The 14,596-nt window shown below is 63.8% G+C and carries 17 protein-coding genes; 8 read left to right on the top strand and 9 right to left on the bottom strand.

Annotated elements, in window-relative coordinates:
- Positions 1-84: 84 nt before the first annotated feature.
- From WKV53_RS06095 to WKV53_RS06085, 3 genes are read right to left on the bottom strand one after another with little or no spacing between them, the layout of a single operon-like run.
- Complete coding sequence (locus tag WKV53_RS06095) at positions 85-492, bottom strand: OsmC family protein (protein WP_341403471.1); 408 nt, start codon at positions 490-492, stop codon at positions 85-87.
- Entirely contained in the window at positions 485-3,133 is a 2,649-nt protein-coding gene (locus tag WKV53_RS06090) for an SUMF1/EgtB/PvdO family nonheme iron enzyme (protein ID WP_341403470.1), read from the bottom strand. Before WKV53_RS06090 ends, WKV53_RS06095 begins: the two co-directional genes overlap by 8 nt.
- On the bottom strand, positions 3,120-3,782 hold the full coding sequence (locus WKV53_RS06085; protein ID WP_341403469.1) for a sigma-70 family RNA polymerase sigma factor: 663 nt from the start codon (positions 3,780-3,782) through the stop codon (positions 3,120-3,122). The genes WKV53_RS06090 and WKV53_RS06085 overlap by 14 nt, the downstream gene beginning before the upstream one ends.
- A 222-nt stretch (positions 3,783-4,004) precedes the next feature.
- On the opposite strand from WKV53_RS06085, the gene WKV53_RS06080 reads away from it, so the two are divergent.
- The 6 genes from WKV53_RS06080 to lipB all read left to right on the top strand — a co-directional run bounded on the left by WKV53_RS06080 (position 4,005) and on the right by lipB (position 8,194).
- Positions 4,005-4,598, top strand: a complete 594-nt coding sequence (locus WKV53_RS06080; protein ID WP_341403468.1) for a hypothetical protein — start codon at positions 4,005-4,007, stop codon at positions 4,596-4,598.
- Positions 4,595-5,461, top strand: coding sequence for a hypothetical protein (locus WKV53_RS06075; RefSeq protein WP_341403467.1), 867 nt, complete (start codon positions 4,595-4,597; stop codon positions 5,459-5,461). The genes WKV53_RS06080 and WKV53_RS06075 overlap by 4 nt, the downstream gene beginning before the upstream one ends.
- A gap of 67 nt (positions 5,462-5,528) precedes the next feature.
- Complete coding sequence (locus WKV53_RS06070; RefSeq protein ID WP_341403466.1) at positions 5,529-6,725, top strand: DEAD/DEAH box helicase; 1,197 nt, start codon at positions 5,529-5,531, stop codon at positions 6,723-6,725.
- Between the two features lie 8 nt (positions 6,726-6,733).
- Positions 6,734-7,042 (top strand): hypothetical protein, encoded by a 309-nt coding sequence (locus tag WKV53_RS06065; protein WP_341403465.1) that lies wholly within the window; start codon positions 6,734-6,736, stop codon positions 7,040-7,042.
- A 28-nt stretch (positions 7,043-7,070) separates the two neighbouring features.
- On the top strand, positions 7,071-7,574 hold the full coding sequence (gene ruvC, locus WKV53_RS06060; RefSeq protein ID WP_341403464.1) for a crossover junction endodeoxyribonuclease RuvC: 504 nt from the start codon (positions 7,071-7,073) through the stop codon (positions 7,572-7,574).
- Entirely contained in the window at positions 7,571-8,194 is a 624-nt protein-coding gene (gene lipB, locus WKV53_RS06055) for a lipoyl(octanoyl) transferase LipB (protein ID WP_341403463.1), read from the top strand. Before ruvC ends, lipB begins: the two co-directional genes overlap by 4 nt.
- Positions 8,195-8,265: 71 nt before the next feature.
- Here the strand turns inward: lipB and frr are convergent, their stop codons facing one another.
- From frr to WKV53_RS06025, 6 genes are all read right to left on the bottom strand, one after another.
- Positions 8,266-8,832: a ribosome recycling factor gene (frr, locus tag WKV53_RS06050; RefSeq protein ID WP_341403462.1), complete on the bottom strand. Its 567-nt coding sequence runs from the start codon at positions 8,830-8,832 to the stop codon at positions 8,266-8,268.
- A 23-nt stretch (positions 8,833-8,855) separates the two neighbouring features.
- Positions 8,856-9,602 carry a UMP kinase gene (pyrH, locus tag WKV53_RS06045; RefSeq protein WP_341403461.1) on the bottom strand — a complete coding sequence of 249 codons (747 nt, stop codon included), beginning with the start codon at positions 9,600-9,602 and terminating at the stop codon, positions 8,856-8,858.
- A gap of 63 nt (positions 9,603-9,665) precedes the next feature.
- On the bottom strand, positions 9,666-10,205 hold the full coding sequence (locus WKV53_RS06040) for a hypothetical protein (protein WP_341403460.1): 540 nt from the start codon (positions 10,203-10,205) through the stop codon (positions 9,666-9,668).
- Between the two features lie 49 nt (positions 10,206-10,254).
- Positions 10,255-11,187, bottom strand: coding sequence for a methionyl-tRNA formyltransferase (fmt, locus tag WKV53_RS06035; protein WP_341403459.1), 933 nt, complete (start codon positions 11,185-11,187; stop codon positions 10,255-10,257).
- Positions 11,184-11,816: an adenylate kinase family protein gene (locus tag WKV53_RS06030; protein WP_341403458.1), complete on the bottom strand. Its 633-nt coding sequence runs from the start codon at positions 11,814-11,816 to the stop codon at positions 11,184-11,186. The genes fmt and WKV53_RS06030 overlap by 4 nt, the downstream gene beginning before the upstream one ends.
- A gap of 42 nt (positions 11,817-11,858) precedes the next feature.
- Positions 11,859-12,683, bottom strand: coding sequence for a UbiA prenyltransferase family protein (locus tag WKV53_RS06025; protein WP_341403457.1), 825 nt, complete (start codon positions 12,681-12,683; stop codon positions 11,859-11,861).
- A 149-nt stretch (positions 12,684-12,832) separates the two neighbouring features.
- Between WKV53_RS06025 and WKV53_RS06020 the strand changes: the two genes are divergently transcribed.
- Both WKV53_RS06020 and aroB read left to right on the top strand, forming a co-directional pair.
- Positions 12,833-13,432 (top strand): 3'-5' exonuclease, encoded by a 600-nt coding sequence (locus WKV53_RS06020; protein ID WP_341403456.1) that lies wholly within the window; start codon positions 12,833-12,835, stop codon positions 13,430-13,432.
- Positions 13,433-13,488: 56 nt separating this feature from the next.
- Positions 13,489-14,583: a 3-dehydroquinate synthase gene (gene aroB / locus WKV53_RS06015; RefSeq protein ID WP_341403455.1), complete on the top strand. Its 1,095-nt coding sequence runs from the start codon at positions 13,489-13,491 to the stop codon at positions 14,581-14,583.
- Positions 14,584-14,596 lie beyond the last annotated feature (13 nt).

Genomic DNA, 14,596 nt, shown 5'->3' with positions numbered 1-14,596 from the left:
CCCGGTGCAAAACGCCGCCCGACTCGATTCCGTGCGCCTTGGAAAACGCCTGCCTTAGGACCAGACCGGCGGGCAAAAAGCACGTCACTGCCACCGCCAGTTGAACACCACCTCGATATCCGGGTGCAAACTGTGGTGCACCGGACAACCGTTCGCCGTGCTCTCTAACAAACGCCGCTCCGGATGATCCGCCGGCAGCGGCATATCAAGATCCACCTCCAGCTTCGCGATGCGCCGCGGCGTTTCGGTGGTCATGTATTTCCTCACCGCCACCTTCAGCCCTTCCATCGGGATCTCCTTCCGTCTCGCGACGATGCCCATGACCGTCGCCATGCAAACACCAAGTCCAGTGGCCACGAGATCGCTCGGTGCAAACGATTCGCCGCGACCATTGTTGTCCACCGGCGCATCGGTTTCGATGACGGTGCCGGAAGGAACATGAAGGGCGGAGCAATGAAGGTCGCCCTGGTAATCGATCTTGATTTCAACCATCGGAGTCGGTGCCGTCTTCGGCAGGAGTGTTTTCCGGTGGCGGCGGGACTTTGGCAAGCACCACCCGGAAGCCGTAGATGCTATCGCGGAAATCCGGCGGCTGGGTATTCCGCGCGCCGATGTAGAGGTTCTGCGGCTGGTAGGTATTCCAGCCGCCGCCACGCAGCACGCCTGAGGCCACCGTCGGGCTGTAGTTGTCCGAGACCCACTCGTGGACGTTGCCGCAGAGATCGTAGATGCCCAGTGCGTTCGGCGGAAAAGAACCCACCGGCGCGGTCTTTTCATATCCGTCCTCGTAGTTCTTGATCGTGCGCTCCGCCGGGATGCCACGGGCCTTGGAAGCGCTCGCATCCGCGAGATTCGCGATCGCCGGCCCCGGCGGCGGCCACGCCACTCCCCACAGGAAAACCTTCGCGCGAAGCGAGTCGCGCTTCGCCGGGGAAATGTCCACCTGCTCCTTCAGATCCGCCATCAGGCTCCACTCGTAGTCGGTGGGCAGGCGATACTCGTGCACCTGCGTCAGGCGCTCCTGCTTGCGCTCCACTTCGGTCAGCCACACGCAGAAGTCCTCCGCATCCTTGCGGGAAACGAACACCACCGGATGATCCGGGCCCTGCTGGAAGTCGGTGGATGGGCTCGGAAGATTCCGCGCGCGGACAAAAGCATCGTAGTCCTTCACCCGCGTCTCCCAGATGGAAGCCATCAAGTCGGGACCCAGCGGGATGAACTTCATCCCGAGCCCGTTTTCCCACGGCTTGTCCATCACCACGCTGTTGTTCAGCTGGAGCTTGAGATGGAGCTCCAGCGTCTCGCCACGCTTGAGTGTCACCTTGCGGGACAGCGGCTTGTAGCCTTCTAACAAAACCAGCAGCTCATTGTCGCCGGGCTTCAGGGACTCGATCGCAAGCTGGCCATTGGTGCGACCCACGTTGTTGGTGAAGGCCGGATCGGAAGTCTTCATGAACACCTCCGCCCCGGCAGGCTCGGTGGTCAGCACGATCCGCGCGAAGGCGATCGGCTGCACGCGACAGCGGAAGGGCCGCAGGTTCTCCTTCTTTGCCCGCTCGCTGAGACCGGGATTGGAAAAGGCGAGGTCCATCAGCGGCAGCGCCTCATGGTTCTCCGTGAGCAAGCCCGCCCCGATGCTCTTGGACGCAAGCCACCAGCAAAACTCCTTGGCCTCGCCCTCGCTGGTCACCGCGATCTTGCGCTTGATCTGCCCCTCCTCGACCTCGACGAACTCAGCCGCATCGGCCGGGCGCTCCTTCTCCGCCCGATACGCTTCCCACTGTTCCTGGCCGACCGGCTGGCGGCTTTCATGCCCCTCACCGACCGGGCCGTATCGCTGGCCGAGATGATCAGTCCACGGTTCATTCGGCTGCGGTGGCGAGAAGACCTTCAGCTCCGCCTCTAACAAAAGCGGCTCCTCCGCCGCCGACGCCGGCACGATTGCCTGCAAGGGCACCGGGGCAAAGCCATCCTTCTCCAGACGGAATGACACCTGCTCGCCGACGCGGGCGGAGATCAAGTCCGTCGGCGTGGTGCCGAGGATTTCCCCGCTGGAGTCGATGACCATCGCCCCCTCGGGTCGGCTGTTCACCTTGATGAGCGCAGGCACCGGATCTTTCGGCAGGTTTACTCCGGAAGACTGCGGCGTGGGATCACCCGAAGAAATCAGGCTGCCGAGTTCGCCGGAGAAATTCATCCACGGGCTGCCCTTGAAAACCTCCCACGTGCCGACCACCAGCGCGGCAGCCGTCATCACAGTGGCAAAGAAAGCTCCGACCGGTCGACGCCGCTTGCGGCGCTTCCCTTCCTGCAGGCGCTTCAGTGCATCCGCCAGATCACCGGCAGAGGAAACGCGGCGCTTGGAAAGCTGCGGCTCGCAGACATCGCAGATGATCTGGTTGAGCGCGAGCCAGCGCTTGCGCTCCAGCTTCGGCGGCATGTCGTCCGGCAGTTCCGGGAAATCCATGCGGTCCTTCCCGCTGGCGATCTCATACAAAACCTTGCCCAGACTATAGACATCCGCCTGTGCCGACCCCGGACCTTCCGGCGGAACGAATCCCTCGGTGCCCACAAAGGTCCGCTGGCCACGCGTGGCGACCAGCCCGATGTCCGCCAGCTTCGCCTTGCCGCCCACGAAGATGACGTTGGCCGGCTTCACGTCGCGATGCGCCAGGCCATTGTCATGCAGGTGCCGCAGCGCCTCGGCGAGACGCACGCCGACATCCACGCAGAATTCGGTATCCAGCCGCTTGCCCGGGATGCGCTTCACATCGCTGCGCAGCGTCCGGGCCTCATACTCAATGGGGTTGATCTCGCGCCCCGTGAGCACGTCGTCTCCCAACTCCATCACGTAGTAGTAGAAGGAGACGCCATCGACACTGCGCCCGACGTGGAGAATATTCACCAGCCCCGGATGATCGCGGGAAATCGGCTCGAACTTCAGGATACCCTCGAACTCGCGCTCGAAGCTCCGTTCGTCCTCAAAGTCCTCCCGCCACACGACCTTCACCGCGCGCAGGGCACCGGTCACCCCGCGGGCGAGCCAGACTTCTCCGTAGGCCCCGCCGCCAACTTTACGCAGGACCTCGTGGTCGGGTATGACCGGATCAGGGCGCGGCCTACTCGTCGGCATCCTCCTCGAGTCGGGCGAGTTCCTTTTTCAAGACGGACCCCACGCGGTGCTTCGCGAGGTATACTTGGGCCATGCTCACGTTGAGGTGGTCCTGGACCTTCTTCGCGTCCCACTGACGGACGACGTAGCAGTCGAAAATCTGGTACTGTTTGGGCGACACCTGCGCTTTCACACGGGCTAAAGCGGCGTCGGCGACGTTCTTTTTCCATTCTACATCCCAAAGGCGTGACAGCATGTCCCCCTTCGGGTCTTCGAAGCGGTCGATGACGGCCGTCTTGCGGTCATCCTCCCATTCCCCGCCGGCCATCGCCGTGTCCTTCTTGCGCTTGCGGAACTGGTCGTTGATCCGCCAGCGGGTCATGTTCATCAGCCACGTTTTGAAGGAACCTTGTTCGGGATCGTAAAGTTTCTTCTTCGACTGCTTGGCGATGGAAAGAACCGTCTCCTGCACGCAGTCGTGCGCCTCGTCCGGACGCAGCCCCGCCTTGATCGCCACCGCGTAAATCAGCCGCCAGTAGGTCTGGTAGAACTCGTCCCACGTCTTCTGGTCCTCCCAATTGTCCAGCCGCGCGATCAGGCTCTTGCGAGTCTTCTCGTAGGCGGCGGCGAGCACCTGATCGCGCTCCTTGTCGTATTCTTGGTCGGACATCGGCCTCCCCTTACCATACCGGCGCAAGGGTGTCTTTCACCGAGTTCGCCAGCCCTTTTCGCCCTAGGGAATTTTGTTCATCGTCGGAGATAGTTAAGAAAACTTAAGGAACAATCTTGGCATTTACAGAAGTCCCCGCGGTGTCGTAGCTTTTTGCGCTGTTTATTGCTTTCTCCTGTCCGGAGCACCCCCACCGGATCACCCCACGGAGCGAGTCCCCCCATGCCCTCAGCCCCCCCTGATACCAATCCGTCACGCCAGGTCGAACGGATCCGCGAAATACTCGTGGGTCGACAGATGGAAAGCGTGGAACGACGCCTAGACCGCTTGGAAGCGAACCTGCGCCCCTTGCCGACCCAGGCGGGTGGAGACGTGTTCGAAATCGGCCTGGCCTCCTTTGAAAAACGGCAGGACGAGAAGTTCGCCGCACTGCGCGATGAGATCGACGCCGAAAAGGCGCGCCGCGTGGAAGAGACCCATCGCCTCGCCGGCCAGATCCAGGCTGCCGCAAGAAACCGCGCCGACTCCGGACTCGAGGCCCAGGTGGAAATCGAGCAGCGCTTCTCCCGGTGGCTCGACCACTGGAACCAAGGCTTCCGCACCTACCTCCACCAGCGCGAGGAGCACTTGATCTCGGAACTGCGCGGCGAGCTGGAAAAGACCCGCGAGTGGGTAAAGGCGAACGTCGAGACCTCCGCGCGCGGAGGGGCCGAACAAGCACGCCTTCAGGAATCCTTCCTCCAATTGGCCAATGCCGCCCGGGCCATCGCCGAAGCCGCCGCGCTCCAAGCCGGCCAACCGGGAGGTGCGCGATGACCACCGCCATCCCCCCGCTGCCCGCCCCTCTCGAAGGCGTCACCGGCCACTCTTCCCGACCCGGCCTTTCTGTCGAAAGCTTGCCGGTGGCTGGCAATCTGCCGCCGGAAACCCCGCACCGGACTCCGCTTCCCGAACTCGGCAATTTCGCGCGCTTCACCGCCGACGAAATGCCGGTGACGCCGAAGACGCCGCCGATGCCCAGCCCTCCGAAGGACTACACCGACGAGGACCTGCGCGACGCCATCGCCCCTCTGGTAGCCAGCGCCATGACCGGTGAGTCTTTCCGCGACGATGCCTCGCTGGAAGCCATGCTGCGCTCCACCTTCCGGCGCGCCTTGGCAGAGCACCAGAGCGGCCCGTTCCAGCAGCCCGGCTTCGGCCACCGCTCCATGTGGCGCCTGCAGGCGCTCTTCACCAGCCGGACCTACGACGAAGTCGTCTCCGACAAGATCCGCCGCTTCCACGTCGAGGAAGTCTACCTGCTTGATCGCGACAAGCTCTCGCTCATCTCCTACGCCAGCTCGAATCCGGTCCGCCATGCCCATCCGCGGAAGGTCGGCTCGTTCGCACGCCAGCTCGCATTGCGGGTCCGTGACGATACCGGCGCACTCATGCTCGGCTTCGAACTCGGCGACGGCCGCCGCACCCTCGTTCGTTGCGGTCAATTCTCCCTGCTGGTGGCCGTGATCCGCGGCGACGTGAATGACCTCGTGAAAGCCGACCTCGATTTCGCGCTCAAGCGGGTCGAAACGCGCTACCGGATCGAATTCGTGCAAGGCCACCCGCTGCTTCAGGAGCTTCAGCCACTTCTGGAAGAGTGCCTGCTGATCCATTCCCCCGCCGGCCCCGCCGCGACGTAAGTTCTTTCTCACAAGTTACTCGTCCCTTGACCGGGGGGGGCTTGAGCCCTACGCAATCCCCGAACACATGGGATTTGACACATTAGGCCTCTCCGACGCCGTCCTCGAAGCCGTTACGGAGTCGGGCTACGAAAACCCCACTCAGATCCAGGCTCAGGCCATACCGCTGATCCTGGAGGGGCGCGATGTGATCGGAGCCTCGCAGACCGGCACGGGCAAGACTGCGGCCTTCGCGCTGCCCGCGCTGAGCAAGATCAAGCCGCTCGGCAAGCCGCAGATCCTGGTGCTGGAACCCACCCGCGAGCTGGCCCATCAGGTTGCCGAGCAATTTGAGAAATACGGCAAGCACACCGGCCTGAAGGTCGCCCTGCTCTTCGGCGGCGTCGGCTTCGGTGATCAGCTCAAGGCCCTGCAAACCGGTGCCGACATCGTCGTCGCGACCCCGGGACGCCTGGTCGACCATTTCTACCGCGCCACCATGCGCTTCAACGAGGTCAAGATCCTCATCCTCGATGAAGTCGACCGCATGCTCGACATGGGCTTCCTCCCGCAGGTTCGCAAGATCGTGAATCTCTGCCCGTGGGAAGGCCGTCAGACCCTCTTCTTCTCGGCCACCATGCCAGCGGCCATCCAGACCTTCGCCCAGTGGTGTCTCATCAATCCGGTCAGCGTGGAAATCGCCCGCCGTGCGGTCGCTTCCACCGTCACCCACGCTTTCTATCCGGTCTCGATGGACCAGCGGGACGATCTGCTGATCGCGCTGCTCGACAAGACCGATTACCACTCGGTGATGATCTTCACCCGCACTCGCAAGGAGGCCGACCAAGTCTGTGCCCTTTGCAAACGTGAGGGTCACGAGAAGGTCGCCGCCATGCACTCGGACATCGGCCAGGTCGACCGCATGAAAGCCCTCGCCGGCTTCAAGAGCGGCGAATTTGAAGTGCTCGTCGCCACCGACGTGGCCGCTCGCGGCATCGACATCTCCGGCGTCTCCCACGTCATCAACTACCGCGTCCCGGAAAACGCCGAGGACTACGTCCACCGCATCGGCCGTACCGGCCGCGCTGAAGCCGAAGGCGACGCCTTCACCATCCTCACTGCGGACGAACTGGAGTATGCGAAGTCGGTCGAGGTCTTCATCGATCAGAAGATCAAGCGCCAGAAGCTGGAAGGCTTCGACTACATCTACACCGCGCTACTCGACGATTCTCCGTCCAAGCCCATCCGCAAGAAGCCGATGGGCGGCAAGAAGAAGCGGAGGTAGCATCCGCCATGAGCCAGACTGGGAAGCAGGATCTCGACGAAGCTCTCGCAAGTTCGGAGGCCCTGCAAAAGCAGCTGGACGCTTGGGAGCAGCGACTGCGGGTAAAGACCCGGCTCTGTGCTGGCTTGGCAGTGGTCTTCTTCATCGCGGCGGGAGTCATGCTCTGGCTGTTTTTTGAGGTTCCTGCCAAAGCTGAAGAAGCTGCTGGAGCAGCAATCGCTTTCGGATTGATCGCTATCTTCCAAGGAATCATGGCCCTCTCCTCGCGCTCGCAGGGCAATGCGGTAAGGACCTTGTCGAGAAGCTCTGAACGTTAAGGGAGAACCTCGATAATTGCTCACGATCATGCGCGTCCTCGCCATCGACCCCGCAGTGCGAAACACCGGCTACGCCGTCGTTGAAGGCGACGGGCACAAGGCCCACGCCCTGGCCTTCGACGTGATCTCGATTCCCGATCGCCTCCCCCAGTCTGCCGCACTCGCAGCAGTCCGCACCCACCTGCGGAACGTCATCGAAAAGTACCAGCCCGACGAAGTCGCGGTGGAAGGCATCATCTACGTGCAGTCCCACCGCACCGCCATCTCCATGGGTGCCGCCCGCGCCGCCGCACTCATCGCAGCCGCTGATGCGGGCCTGAGCGTATACGAATACGCGCCGATGAAGGTGAAGATGGCCGTCACCGGTAAAGGGAAGGCCGACAAGCAGCAAGTCGCCTTCATGGTCCGCGCTCTGTTAGGCCTTTCTGAAACCCCTCCCCACGACGCCGCCGACGCCCTCGCAATCGGCCTCGCCCATCTCCAGGCATCCGACCCCCTGAAGGCCAAAATGCTCGAACGACGTCAGGTATGAAAACCGTCCATCTAGGCACCAACATCACCTACGAAGACGGCCTCAAACAACAGGACGCCGCCGTCGACGCTCTCCTCAACGCCACCGGCGAGGAAACCCTCTTCCTGTTAGAGCACGCACCCGTCTACACCATCGGCCGCCTCCGCGATCAGTCCTCCCTACGGGACACCGCAATGCTTCCCGCCCCCGTCGTCGAAACCAACCGCGGCGGCCAAGCCACCTATCACGGCCCCGGCCAACTCGTCGGCTACCCCATCCTCGACCTGCGCGAACGCAATCGCGACCTCCACGCCCACCTCCGCGGCATCGAGGAAGCCCTCATTCTCACCTGCCGCGACTTCGGCATCCCCGCTGGCCGTCGCGAGGGCCTCACCGGCGTCTGGGTAGAGAACCGCAAGCTAGCCTCCATCGGCGTCGGCGTGCGCAAGTGGATCTCCATGCACGGCTTCGCGATCAACATCACACCGGAATCGCTGCTACCCTTCTTCGCCATCACGCCCTGCGGCATCGACGGCGTGATCATGAGCAGCGTTCAACAAGAAGCCCGCAAGCCGGTAAGCGTTGCGGACTTCGCGGACGCCTTCGTGCCGCACTTCGGAAAGCTCTTCGCCCGCGCGTAGCCGGACCATAAGGGGTGTCGACGTTTCGTCGACGCGGTGTGGACGGAACGCCCACACCCCTCAACGCCCCATCAGACCTTCATCACTTCCTTCTCCTTCGCCACCACCAGCTCGTCGACAATCTTCACATACTTGTCGGTCAGCTTCTGCACCTCGGCCTCGTGATCCTTCTGGCCGTCCTCGGTCAGCAAATTGTCAGCCTTCATCTTCTTCGCGGCATCCATGCCCTCCTTGCGAGCACTGCGGACGCGGACCTTCCCCTCCTCGGCGATCTGCTTGATCAGCTTCACCATCTGGATACGCCGCTCCTCGGAAAGCTCGGGAATCGGAATGCGCAGTGAAATACCAGCCGCCGCCGGATTCAGGCCCAGGCGCGACTCGCGAATCGCCCGCTCCACGTCCTGAGTCGTCGCCGGATCGAATACCTTCACCTCCAGCAACCGCGCTTCCGGTGCGGTGATCATCGCGAGCTGTTTGAGCTTCATCGTGCTGCCGTAGCTGTGCACATGGACATCGATGTTTTCGACCAGGCTGGGCGAGGCCTTGCCGGTGCGGACCGTGGCGAACTCGTGGTGCAGGTACTCCACGGCCTTTTCCATGGCCTCTTCAGTCTCAAGAATAGCGGTTTCCGGATCCATTGCGGGAAGGATTTGTTAGAAAGTCAGGCGAGCACGGTTTCCTCGCCATCGACGATGGTGCCGATCGATTCCCCGCGCAGCGCACGGGTGATGTTGCCCTCTTTGCCGAGATCGAAAATCACGATCGGGATGTGGTTGTCCATGCACAGGCTGAAGGCGGTGGCGTCCATCACCTTGAACTGCTTCGAAATGCAGTCATGGAAGGAAACACGGGAGAACTTCTTCGCGTCCGGATTCTTCTTCGGATCGGAATCGTAGACACCGTCCACCATGGTCGCCTTGAAAACGACATCCGCACTCATCTCGCTGGCACGGAGCGCGGCGGTGGTGTCGGTGGAGAAGAACGGGCTTCCGGTGCCGGCGGCGAAAATCACCACCCGGCCGTCGTTGAGATGTCGCTCGGCTTTCCGGCGGATGAAGGTCTCGGCGACGTTCTTCATCTCGATCGCCGACTGGACCACGCAGGTCACACCGTGATGTTCCATCGAGCCCTGGAGCGCCAGCGAGTTCATCACCGTGGCAAGCATGCCCACATAGTCGGCCGTCGCACGGTCCATGCCGCGGGCACTGGCAGAGGCACCGCGCCAGAAGTTCCCGCCGCCGACCACGATCCCTAACTGCAAGTCGCCGGGAGCCAAGGCCTCGCGCACCTCTCGCGCGATCCGTTCGACGATCTCCGGTGAGATGTTATCGGTGCTGCCGGGTTCTCGGAGGGCTTCCCCGCTGAGTTTAAGGATGGCTCTCTTGTAGCGGGGTGGGGACGAACTCATTCGATGGCTGGCGTTGCGCGATCCAAGCAGGCAGCAGCTACTTTTGGAAAGGCAAAAGGCGGTTCACTCGCCCTCCAGCTTGTAGGTCGTCTCCAGATCCTTCAGCGAGGCCGTGTCATCGCTCACGCCTTCGATGGCAACATGCACGTGAAGAGGCGCCATCTGCGGCCCTTGGTAGTCCTCCAAGGTCTTGTGAATCGCCACCAGAGCCAGCTTCAACACCTGCCGCGCGGTGAGATCCACCCCTTCCGGCACCGCCAGATGGGAAACATTCAGGGCCACATGCAGGCCGTCGTCCTTCCCCTCCGCGGTGATCCCCACGTTGCACAGGACCAGCAGGTTCACCTCGTCCACCTTGTAGTTCGGACTGTTCGTCGGGAACTTGTGAGGAGTGCGGATGGCTTCCACCAGCGCCTCGGGAAATGCGCCGGAGAGCGCCATCGGGCGGGCGGTCACCGTCGCCTGGAGCGCCTCCCCGGTCTCGGTGATGCCTTCGTCCACGTCCGTCCCGTGCATGCTCAGCGGCTCGTGGATCGGCACCACGGAAATGGTGGTGGCCACCACGGGCAGGGCCAGAGCAAGCAGCAGGAGCAACGGTTTCACAGTCCCGAGCCTGCGGCGAAATGCTGAAAAAACAAGCCGCCAGCGTTGCCTACCCGAAAGCCGGCAAACTCCGCAGCCCCTTCACCCAATCCCGCGCCGGCATCCGCCGCGATCCGTCCGGCTGGACTTCGCCCAGCACGAGAAATCCTTCGCCACAGGCGACCCGGACCTCGCCCTCCACCACACTCAGGGATCCCGGCTCACCGGCAGCCCCCGACCCGGCCCTCGCCGGGAAAATCTTGATCCGCTTGCCGTCGAAGCTCGTCCAGGTCCCGGGCCACGGCTCATAGGCGCGGATGCGCCGGGCGAGCCGCTCCGCATCCCACGTCCAGTCGATCCGCCCGTGCTCGCGCTCCAACTTCGGCGCGTAGGTCGACCGTTCCCCGTCTTGCGGCGTCCGGGAAGCGGTTCCGCCGAGAATCCCCGGTAACGCTTGGGCCAAGGCCTCCGCCGCCACCTCCGCCATCCGGTCATGCAGCGAGCCGCCGGTTTCCTCCGCGCCGATCGGCGTGGCCACCGCGTGAATGATGTCGCCCGCATCCAGCTTCGGCACCACGTGCATCACCGTGATCCCGGTCTCGGCATCGCCTTCGTCGATCGCCGCCTGCAAGCAGGAGGCCCCACGATGCCGCGGCAAAATCGACGCATGCAGGTTGATGCAGGCAATCCGCGGAATGGCGATCAATGCCTTCGGCAAAATCTGTCCGTAGGCCATCACCACGATCACATCCGGTGCGAGGGCACGCAGCTCCTCCAGACTCGCCTCATCCCGCACACTCTCTGGCTGGAGCACGGGAATCCCCGCCTCCAGAGCCACCCGCTTGATCGGCGGCGGCGTCAGCTCACGATGCCGCCCCGCCGGCTTGTCCGGCTGCGTCACCAGCGCCAACGGCCGCGGCCCATCCGCAATCAAGCGGCGGAACGCGGGAATCGCGATCTCCCCGCTGCCAAAAAACACCACCCGCGCGTCCGCCAAACTCATGCCACCACCTTGGCCACTTCCTGATAAGCCGGAAGCGAAACGATCTTCGAAATGATGTCATTCAGCACCTTCACCGGCGGCTGCGTCGCATCGATGTCCGTCACCAGTGCGGTCGAGTAGTAGTCCAGGATCGGCTTGGTCTCGCCCTCGTAGGTGGCGATCCGCTGCTGGATCACGCGGTCGGACGCGTCGTCCATCCGGTTGTCCTTCAGCGCCCGCTTTCTCATGCGGCGCGCCAGTTCCTCGCGATCCGGGCAGGAAAGGTGGAAGACCTGATGGATGTGCAGGAACTCCGAGATCATCTCCGCCTGTGGCACGTTGCGCGGGATGCCATCCAGCACCAGGAAATCGATGTCCGGCTTGTAAACGTGGGACTCGCGCCAGTTGTCCACCTGCGCCTTCCATAGCTCGATCGTCAGCTCGTCCGGCACCAGCTCACCACGGCTCGAGTAGTCGACGAAGCGTCGGCCGATCGGCGTGCGCGTGTCGAGGGAGCGGAACACATCGCCACACGCGCAGTGGAAGAAGCGCGGGATCGAGCCGAGGATTTTCCCCTGGGTTCCTTTGCCCGACCCCGGCGCGCCGAGGATCAGGAAAGCAGGGCGTTTGATATCGAGTGCCTTCGACATGAGAGGCGTGAGATAAAGGCCCACGGCAATCTGCCGCAAGCGCTATCTGGAACTCGAAAGCAGCCAGAAAATCGGGAACGGTGCCACCAGCGCCACATCTGCCAGCACCCGCAGCGCATCCATCGAGAAGCGCTCCCGCTGGCGGTTCAGGATGAACAGCAGCGCCGCCGAAATCAGCACCGCATAGAAAAACGGCCGTCCGGTCGTTTCCTCGTCCATCCCCGCAGAGAGAATGCACGCCGCCCCGAGAACCCCGAGCGGCAGGGTCAGCGCCAGCTCATGCGCCGCCTTGAAGTCCTCGTCGCGCGATTGCCGCGATTGCTCCCAGAAGTGAATCGCCGAAATGTTCACCGCGCACAGCAGCGCGAAGCACAGCATCTCCCGCGACTGCAGCAGGTGGAAGACCCCCTCCGAGCCGATGTGCATGTGCGCCAGCATCGCCGTGCCGAAGGAGAAGGTCACCCCGGCCAGCAGGTTCCGCAGGTGCGGGATCTCCGGATTTCCGGCAGATGCCAGATTCATCGAAAAGAACACGAAGGTCAGGATCCCGGCTGGCAGCAGGTAACCGATTTCCGTGGGAAGACCGATCAGGCGCGACGGCAACACGAAGAACGCCATGAACACGCAGCCCAGCCCCGCCGCCACCGCCAGCCAGCCGAGCTTCTTCTGATTCCGCTTCACGAAGGCGTGCCGCGGTCCCAGCCGCGGGTCATCCGCGTGCAGCAGTTTCACGTCGAGAATGCGGTCCACCACATAGATCACCCAGACCGCCAGTCCCAGCGCGAGATAGCTTTGCCATTCCAGGTAACCAAGCCACACCCGGGCAAACATCCCCAGCCACACCACCGCGACGATCGGTGCGTCCAAGCTGAGCAAATTCGGCCAGAGCCAAAGGGGTGTGCGGCGTTCCGCCATTCAGGAGCGCCGGAACTTTCGCCACCGGGCCCCCCTTGGCAAGCCCCCATCCGATGCTTTTCCCATCGCCAACCCGCCCGCCCCCGTGCTGCCCTTCCCCCGTGACCATCGGGGACTGCCGTTTTGCCGCCATCGACTTCGAGTCGGCCGGTGCCGCCCGCGGCCGCACGGATGTCCCGGTGCAGGTCGGCCTCGCCACCTGGTCCGCCGCCGATGGCCACGGCGAGCGCTTCATGTCCTACCTCGCCAGTGACGCCCCCATCACCTGGTCCGCCCGCAAGGTCCACGGCATCCGGGATGAGGACCTCCATGGTGCCCCGGCCCTGCTCTCCCTCTGGCCGCAGATGAAAAAGCACCTCGCCGGGGCCGTCGTCGTCGCCCACGGCAAGGGCACCGAAAAGCGCTTCCTCCGCGCCTTCCCCGGCCACGGTTTCGGTCCGTGGGTCGATACCCTCCTCCTCTCCCGTGCCGCCTGGCCGGACCTCCCGGACCACTCGCTCTCCGCCCTCTGCGAAAGCCGCGGCCTCGCCCACGTCCTCGAAACCCACCACCCCGGCGGCCGTTGGCACGATGCCCTCTACGACGCCGTCGCCTCCCTCCTCCTGCTAGAGCACGTCATCACCCACCACGACCTCGCCGGCCGCCCCCTTGATACGCTCCTCCACCCCGACACCGCCAGCTGGCACCGCCTCCGCCGGTAGTCATACTGACTACATCCGCTACCTACCGGGCTTGCCTCCCTCTCCCCCCGCCTCCCATGCTCCGCCGCATGCCGAGCGTGTATGTCGATCTGGGAGAGCGGTCTTACGAAGTCCGCGTGGAAAATGGCCTGCTCGCCCGCGCGGGCGATGCCCTCCGCTCCGCCGGCCTCTCCGGAAAAGCCGCCATCATCACCGATGAAACGGTCGGCCACTTCCACGCCGCCGCCCTCACCGAGGCACTCATCGCCGGAGGCTTCGCCCCCACCCTCCACACTCTCCCCGCCGGCGAAGCCTCGAAGTCGATGGCCCAGGCCGAGGTCCTCTGCTCCTCCCTCGCCGCCGCCGGCCACGACCGCCGTTCCTTCGTCATCGCCCTCGGCGGTGGAGTCGTCGGCGACCTCGCCGGCTTCGTTGCCGCCATCTTCTACCGCGGCATTCCCTTCGTCCAAATCCCCACCACCATCGTCGCCCAGGTCGACTCCTCCGTCGGCGGCAAGACCGGTGTGAACCTGCCGGAGGGCAAGAACCTCCTCGGTGCCTTCCACCAGCCGCGGCTCGTCATCGTCGATCCCGCCGTGCTCGCCACCCTGCCCGGCCGCGAATACCGCGAGGGCTTCGCCGAAGTCATCAAGCACGCCGCCATCCGCGACGGTGCCATGCTCGCCGAGATCGCCGCACTCGATCCCGCCACCCGTGAAGTCCCTGCCGACCTCATCTCCCGGAACATCGCCATCAAGGCCCGCATCGTCGAAGCCGACGAACACGAGACCAAGGGCCTCCGCGCCTTGCTCAATCTCGGCCACACCATCGGCCACGGCATCGAAGCCGCCGTCCCCTACGGCGACATGCTCCATGGCGAAGCCATCTCCCTCGGCCTCCGCGCCGCCCTCCACCTCTCCGAAAAACACGCCGGCCTTGCCCCCGCCGCCTCACAGGAAATCCTCGCCCTGTTAGAGAAGTTCCAACTCCCTCTCGTCCTCGATCACGCCATCTCCACCGAGCGAGTGTTAGAGAAACTCAGCCGCGACAAGAAGTTCGAAGCCGGCAAGATCCGCTTCGTCCTCCTCCGCGCCCCCGGCGACGCCTACCTCAGCGATCAAGTCACGCCCGCAGATCTCGCGGAAGCAGTAGCGCATCTGCGTCAAGCATAGCGTGGCCGCTTGA

It is taken from the genome of Luteolibacter sp. Y139, from assembly GCF_038066715.1.
GTDB classification, from domain to species: domain Bacteria; phylum Verrucomicrobiota; class Verrucomicrobiia; order Verrucomicrobiales; family Akkermansiaceae; genus Haloferula; species Haloferula soli.
This window is presented reverse-complemented; position numbering and strand designations above follow the sequence as displayed.